At 72.6% G+C, this 6,000-nt stretch carries 6 protein-coding genes; 5 read left to right on the plus strand and 1 reads right to left on the minus strand.

Annotation, left to right across the window (positions count from 1 at the left end; all coding sequences use genetic code 11):
• Positions 1–414 precede the first annotated feature (414 nt).
• Both BFF77_RS07605 and BFF77_RS07610 read left to right on the plus strand, forming a co-directional pair.
• Positions 415–999 (plus strand): TMEM165/GDT1 family protein, encoded by a 585-nt coding sequence (locus BFF77_RS07605; protein WP_066945304.1) that lies wholly within the window; start codon positions 415–417, stop codon positions 997–999.
• A 202-nt stretch (positions 1,000–1,201) separates the two neighbouring features.
• Positions 1,202–1,852 carry a TetR/AcrR family transcriptional regulator gene (locus BFF77_RS07610; protein ID WP_066945307.1) on the plus strand — a complete coding sequence of 217 codons (651 nt, stop codon included), beginning with the start codon at positions 1,202–1,204 and terminating at the stop codon, positions 1,850–1,852.
• 228 nt (positions 1,853–2,080) lie between these two features.
• Here the strand turns inward: BFF77_RS07610 and BFF77_RS07615 are convergent, their stop codons facing one another.
• On the minus strand, positions 2,081–3,157 hold the full coding sequence (locus BFF77_RS07615; protein WP_079124923.1) for an ABC transporter substrate-binding protein: 1,077 nt from the start codon (positions 3,155–3,157) through the stop codon (positions 2,081–2,083).
• Between the two features lie 31 nt (positions 3,158–3,188).
• On the opposite strand from BFF77_RS07615, the gene BFF77_RS07620 reads away from it, so the two are divergent.
• The 3 genes from BFF77_RS07620 (at position 3,189) to BFF77_RS07630 (ending at position 5,957) form a co-directional block, all read left to right on the plus strand.
• The gene (locus BFF77_RS07620; protein ID WP_079124924.1) at positions 3,189–4,313 is read left to right on the plus strand and encodes a FecCD family ABC transporter permease; all 1,125 of its coding nucleotides are present in this window, start codon (positions 3,189–3,191) and stop codon (positions 4,311–4,313) included.
• On the plus strand, positions 4,310–5,455 hold the full coding sequence (locus tag BFF77_RS07625; protein WP_079124922.1) for a FecCD family ABC transporter permease: 1,146 nt from the start codon (positions 4,310–4,312) through the stop codon (positions 5,453–5,455). The genes BFF77_RS07620 and BFF77_RS07625 overlap by 4 nt, the downstream gene beginning before the upstream one ends.
• 100 nt (positions 5,456–5,555) lie before the next feature.
• Positions 5,556–5,957: a DUF6153 family protein gene (locus tag BFF77_RS07630; protein WP_066945310.1), complete on the plus strand. Its 402-nt coding sequence runs from the start codon at positions 5,556–5,558 to the stop codon at positions 5,955–5,957.
• The last annotated feature ends 43 nt before the right edge of the window (positions 5,958–6,000 follow it).

Below are 6,000 nucleotides of genomic sequence, written 5' to 3' on the forward strand. Positions count from 1 at the left end.
CGACCGCCAGATCGCGGCCACTGCACCCACTACACGACAGACCCGGATACCGGGCCACCGGGCAGGGCCGTCCGGAGTACGGCCCTCGCGGCGGCAGCCGTGCACGCGTTGCGCGGACGGCGTGTGCCGGGCGGCCGGCCCCTTCACCCGTACCGGCCGGGGTCACTCTTCCGGGGTGGGGTAGTCTGGGTGACCGCGAAGGGGAGTAGCCCCGCGAACCGGTCGTCGACACACTGGAACCCCCGGGTTCCCGGTGGCCGGGCCCGTCGGTCGGACGGGCGGGCGAGACCTTCGGTCAGGCATTGACGTACCCGTGTCCCGCGGGCGCGCCGACATGCCGGGCCGAGTGGTCCTCCTGCTCCTCACGGTGCTTCGCGAAGACCCGGGCCCGGCCCTCAGAGAAAGCCACCCGGAATGTCTCTCGACCCCCTGGCGGTCCTCACCGCCTTCGGGCTGATCTTCCTAGCGGAGCTCCCCGACAAAACCATGTTCGCGTCCCTGGCCATGGGGACGCGTATGCGTCCGCTCTACGTCTGGTTCGGCACATCGACGGCGTTCCTCGTCCATGTCGCCATCGCCGTCGGGGCGGGCAGTCTGATCGGGCTGCTTCCCGGCTGGATCGTCAAGCTCGTCTCCGCGCTGCTGTTCGCCTTCGGCGCGTTCATGCTGCTGCGCGGCGGAGGCGGCGACGAGGGCGAGGAGAGCGGGAAGAAGACCGTCACCGGGTTCTGGCCGGTCTACTCGACCGCCTTCATGGCCGTGTTCATCAGCGAGTGGGGCGATCTGACACAGATCACCACCGCCAATCTCGCTGCCAGCAACGGCACCTGGTCGACCGCGATCGGATCGGCCGCCGCTCTGATGTCGGTCTCCGCGCTGGCGCTGCTCGCGGGCCGCTTCATCGCCACGCGTGTCCCGCTCAGGACCGTCCAGCGCGTCGGCGGCGTGTGCATGCTGGGCCTCGCCGTCTGGTCCGTCGTGGAGATCTTCGTGGGCTGACGGCCCCCTGGTCCGACGGCCCGTACCGCCACGGCGGTACGGGCCGCGTCGGCACCCGCCCCGATCCGGGTGCCGGCCGGTCCGGGCACGGGCATGGCTCGCCGCGGGCGCCGGCGGTCCGGGTGGGCATCGCCGGCTCCCTTTCGGCGCGATGGGTCGATTTCTGGAGCATCAGCTCCAAATCGCTGGTTATCCTGACGCCATGTCCACGGAGGAAGCCACCGCCGATGCCCGTCGTCTGACCCGGAAGGGCGCGGCCACCCGCGACCGGATCGTCACGGCCGCGGCGGAACTGATGTTCGAGCGCGGAGTGGCGGGGACGAGTCTGGAGGACGTCCAGAAGGCCGCCGAGGTGAGTCCTTCGCAGATCTACCACTACTTCGGGGACAAGCGGGCCCTGGTCCGCGCGGTGATCGCGTTCTCGACCGACGCCGTACTGGAAGCACAGGAACCGCTGCTCGGCCGGCTCGACAGTCTGGAGGCGCTGCGGGCCTGGCGGGACCTCATGGTGGTGCGGCAGCGAGGGCGGGACCGCGCGGGCGGCTGTCCGATCGGCTCGCTGGGCAGTGAACTCGCCGGAACCGATCCCGTGGCACGCGGCGAGGTCGCGGCCGGGTTCGCCCGGTGGGAGACGTCGATCCGCGACGGGCTGCGGGCGATGTACGACCGGGGCGAGCTGCGCCGGGACACCGATCCGGACCAGTTGGCGCTCGCCACGCTCGTCGCGCTCCAGGGCGGTCTGCTGCTCACCCGGATCCGCCGGGACACCGTGGCGCTCGAAGCCGGGCTGGACACGGTGCTGGACCGGATCGCCGCGCTGTGTGTGAGCGGTCCGGATCACAACGGCGGGTGAAACGGCCGGAGCCGACGGGGCGGCCGGGCGGGCGATGGGCCGTCGGACGGCCGGTAGGGCTGACTGTGGGAGCGGTCGGTCCTTTGGACGAGCGGGACCCGCCCGCCGTGCGGCGACGGCGGGCGGGTCGGTGGGACGGTCTGCGGGAAGGGTGCGCAACCCGGGGCGGTGCCGTCCGGTTCGCGCCGACCCCTCGCCGGCTCTTCGTCGGCTCTTCGTCAGTCCTTGTCAGCTCTTCGGCGCCAGATGCTTCTTCAGCACGGCGAGCACGTCCCGGGCCGCCGTGGGGCCGGTGTTGAGATAGAAGGCGTCGTCGTCGACCGGGATCGCGGTCTTCCCGACGACGGCGGACAGCGTCGGCCACAGCGGTGCCCCGGTGAGCGCCGAGGTCTTGGACCCGGCGCCCTGGACTCCGTAGAACAGCCAGTCGGCGTCGGCCCGGTCGAGCTGCTCGTTGCTGATGTCCTCCGACGTCTCGTCGAAGCGCTGGCTCTCGGGCCGTCCGAGCGCCGCGTCCTCGGCGATGCTGCCGGTGAACGAGGGCACACCGAAGACCCGCAGACGGTCTCCGTTGAGCCGCAGGAAGGACACCGTGACCGGCTTGTCGACCGCTTTGCCCAGTGCGACGGCGTCGGCGTGGAACGCGTCCAGGAACGACTGCGCCCGCGCGGTCCTGCCCAGCCCGTCGGCGACCAGCAGGAAGTCCTGCTTCCAGTAGAGCCCGGTGCCCTGGGTGGCGATGGTGGGCGCCAGCTCGCTCAGCGCGGTGTAGAGACCCTTGGCATTCTTGCCCGCGATGTTCATCAGGATCAGATCGGGCTTGACGTTGGCGATGGTCTCCAGATCGGGATCCACCCGGGAGCCCACATCGACGACCTTCGCCAGCCGGGCCGCGTCCTGCGGGAAGTCCTCGAACAGATAGCCGGGTACGAGGTCCGCGCCGTCGCCCCGGGTAGAGCCGACCGGCACGGTGCCGAGGGTGAGCAGCGCGTCGGCCTGACCGGTGGAGATGACCACGACCCGCTCGGGCTCGGCCGCGATGGTGGTCCTGCCCTCGAAGTGGCCGACCGTACGCGGGAATTCACCGTCCGGTTTGCCGCTACCCATGCCCTTGGGCACGGTGCGGGGCGCGGTGTGGCCGGCGGAGGCCGAGGGCGCGGCGCTGCCCCTGCCTGCCGACGCGGCGGTGGCGGAGTCGCCCGAGTCGGCGGAGCAGCCACTGAGCAGCAGGGCGCCGGCCACGGCGAACCCGCTGACGACACGGGTGAGACGGAGACTGAGATGAAGATCACGGAAGCGGTACACGGTCACTTAGCTTAGGCTTCCCTAAGTGTCGATGAGTAGGTATGGCAGTCATGCGATAGATCACACATCCGGAGGTACGCGCTCCGCGGACCGGGGACCGTCGGACGGCGGGCCGAGGCCCGGCGGCGCGCGGGCCGCCGGACCGCGGCGACGCGCGCTCGGGCGCGGGCGGCTGTTCGTCGCGCTCCTGGTCTGTCTCGGTGTCGTCCTGCTGCTCGTCCTGGTCAGCCTGGGAGTTGGCGCGCGGAGCATCCCCCTGGAGACCGTGTGGCGCGTCCTGCTGCATGACGACGGAAGCCCGGAGGCCATCATCGTCCGGCGGCTGCGGATGCCCCGTACCGTTCTGGCGGTCGTCGTCGGCGCGGCGCTCGCCCTGGCCGGTGTCGTCATGCAGGCCATCACCCGTAACCCGCTGGCCGAGCCGGGCCTCGTGGGCGTCAACGCCGGCGCCTCCTTCGCGGTGGTGGTCGCGATCGCCGCGTTCCGGGTCACCGGCGTGTCCGGCTATGTCTGGTTCGCCCTCGCCGGCGCCGTACTGGCCGCCCTGCTCGTCCATACGCTCACCTCCGGCGCGTCGCGCGGCCATCAGCACACCCGGCTCGTGCTGGCGGGAGCGGCGCTTTCGGCGAGTCTGGGCGCCTGCACGGGCATCGTCACGATGTTCGACACGGAGGCGTTCGACTCGTACCGGTTCTGGGTGGTGGGCGCGCTGGAGAACCGCGGTTCGGAGGCGCTGACCGCCGCCGTCCCGTTCGTCGCCGTCGGAACACTGATCGCGCTCGCCCTCGGCCCGTCCCTGAACGCCCTCGCGCTGGGCGACGAGGCGGGTGCGGCACTCGGGCTCCGGGTCCCCCGGATCCGCGCGGCCGGATTCCTCTCGATCATGCTGCTGTGCGGTGCCTCGACGGCCGCCGCGGGACCGATCGCCTTCGTCGGACTGGTCGTTCCACATGTCCTGCGGCTGGTCCTGGGGCCCGACCTGCGCCGGCTGCTGGCCTTCTCCCTGCCGGGCGGTGCGATCCTGCTCCTGGTCGGCGACATCGCGGGACGGGTGATCGCTCCGCCGGGCGAGATCGAGGTGGGCATCGTCACCGCGTTCCTCGGAGCGCCCGCGCTGCTGTGGCTCGTCGTGCGCCGGGGGGCGGTCTCCTCGTGAACACCACGGCCAAGTACACGCTGAAGGCCCCGGACGGCCCGACTCCCCGTCGCCCGGCCGCTCGTCGCACCCGTACGCGGCGCACCGGCGCGCGGCGCGCCACCGCGAACCGGGTGCTGCGGCTCCCCGGCGGGCTCGCGTTCCGTTACCCGGGACGGACGGCGGCCGTCGTGACCGTGCTGCTGTCGGCCTGCGCGGTGGTGTGGGCGGTGACCATGTTCACCGGTACCTACCGCATCGGTACGGGCCAGATCCTCGACGTACTCCTGGGAGGCGGCTCCGGCACCGACCGGTTCATCGTCGTCGGCCAGCGGCTGCCGCGCGTCTGCGCCGCGTTGCTGGTGGGCGCCGCGCTCGGACTGTCCGGAGCCCTGTTCCAGAGTCTGTCGCGCAATCCGCTCGGCAGCCCCGACGTCATCGGGTTCACCACCGGCTCCACCAGCGGCGCGCTCGTGGTCCTTCTGGCGGGCGGCGCCGCCGCGGGGGTCGGGGTCGGCGCGGGTTCGGTGCTCGGTGGTCTGGTCACGGCGGCTGCCGTGTACGGATTCACCGCCACGCGCGGAGTCTCCGGCAACCGCCTGGTGCTCGCCGGTATCGCCGTCGGCGCCATGCTCGCCTCGGTCAACGACTACCTCATCACCCGGGCCGATCTGGAGTCGGCGGAGAGCGCCAAGGCCTGGACGTTCGGCAGTCTCAACGCCGTCTCCTGGCCGCAGGTCACCCCGCTGGCACTCGCCCTGCCGCTGCTCGCGGTGGCGGCCCTGGCCGTCGGCAGGCCGCTGCGTCTGATGGAGATGGGGGACGACACGGCGGGCGCGCTCGGGGTGAACATCGCGCGAGTCCGCGCGGCCGGCCTGCTGCTCGGTGTCGCCCTGGCCGGCACGGCCATCGCGGTCGCGGGCCCGATCGGCTTTCTCGCGCTGGCGGCCCCTCAACTCGCCCGCCGGGTCACGCGGTCGCCCGGTGCCCCGATCGGCGCCGCCCTGGTCACCGGAGCGCTCCTCCTCGCCACGGCCGATCTGCTGGCCCAGCGGCTGCTCTCCCCCTTCCAGATCCCGGTGGGCCTGGTCACCGGAGCCCTCGGCGGTGTCCATCTGCTGTGGCTGCTGTCGAGGGAGCGAAGCGGCACGCGCCCGCGGTGACATGCGTGCGCGGCGGGCGAGCCCGCACGGCGTACCACTCCGGACCCGCCCGGGTCATCCCAGATCACCAGGTCAGCCGTGCGGTGCTTACGATGAGCACATGAGTTGGGCAGCGCGCGGCGCGAACCGGCCCCGGCGGGTACGGGGCCTCTCGCTGCTGGTGCTGGCGGTGGTGGCCGGAGTGCTCGCGATGCACGGCCTGGCACCGGTCCCCATGACAGCGACCCCCGCGCACGGCGCGTCGCCGCCCGCCCATGTCATGCCGGCCGGAGCGCGGGACTGCGCACATCCGGATCATGAGGGCGGCGGCCATCTCGATCACGCGGACGGCACCTGCGCGGCGGCCGGTACGAGCACCGGGCCCGCGCTGTCCGCCCTGACCGGATCGGCCCCGCCCTCGGGCGCCGCCGAACCTGTCGCCCCGGCGCGGCGGCCGGTGGGGCCGGCGCCGGACGACCGGGCCCCGCCGTCCCTGAGCGAGCTGCAACTCCTGCGCATATAGGCCCGCCCCGCGGCCGAAGGCCCGGGGCGGGCCTATATGCGCA

It is taken from the genome of Streptomyces lushanensis (assembly GCF_001700515.1).
Taxonomy (GTDB): Bacteria; Actinomycetota; Actinomycetes; order Streptomycetales; family Streptomycetaceae; genus Streptomyces; species Streptomyces lushanensis.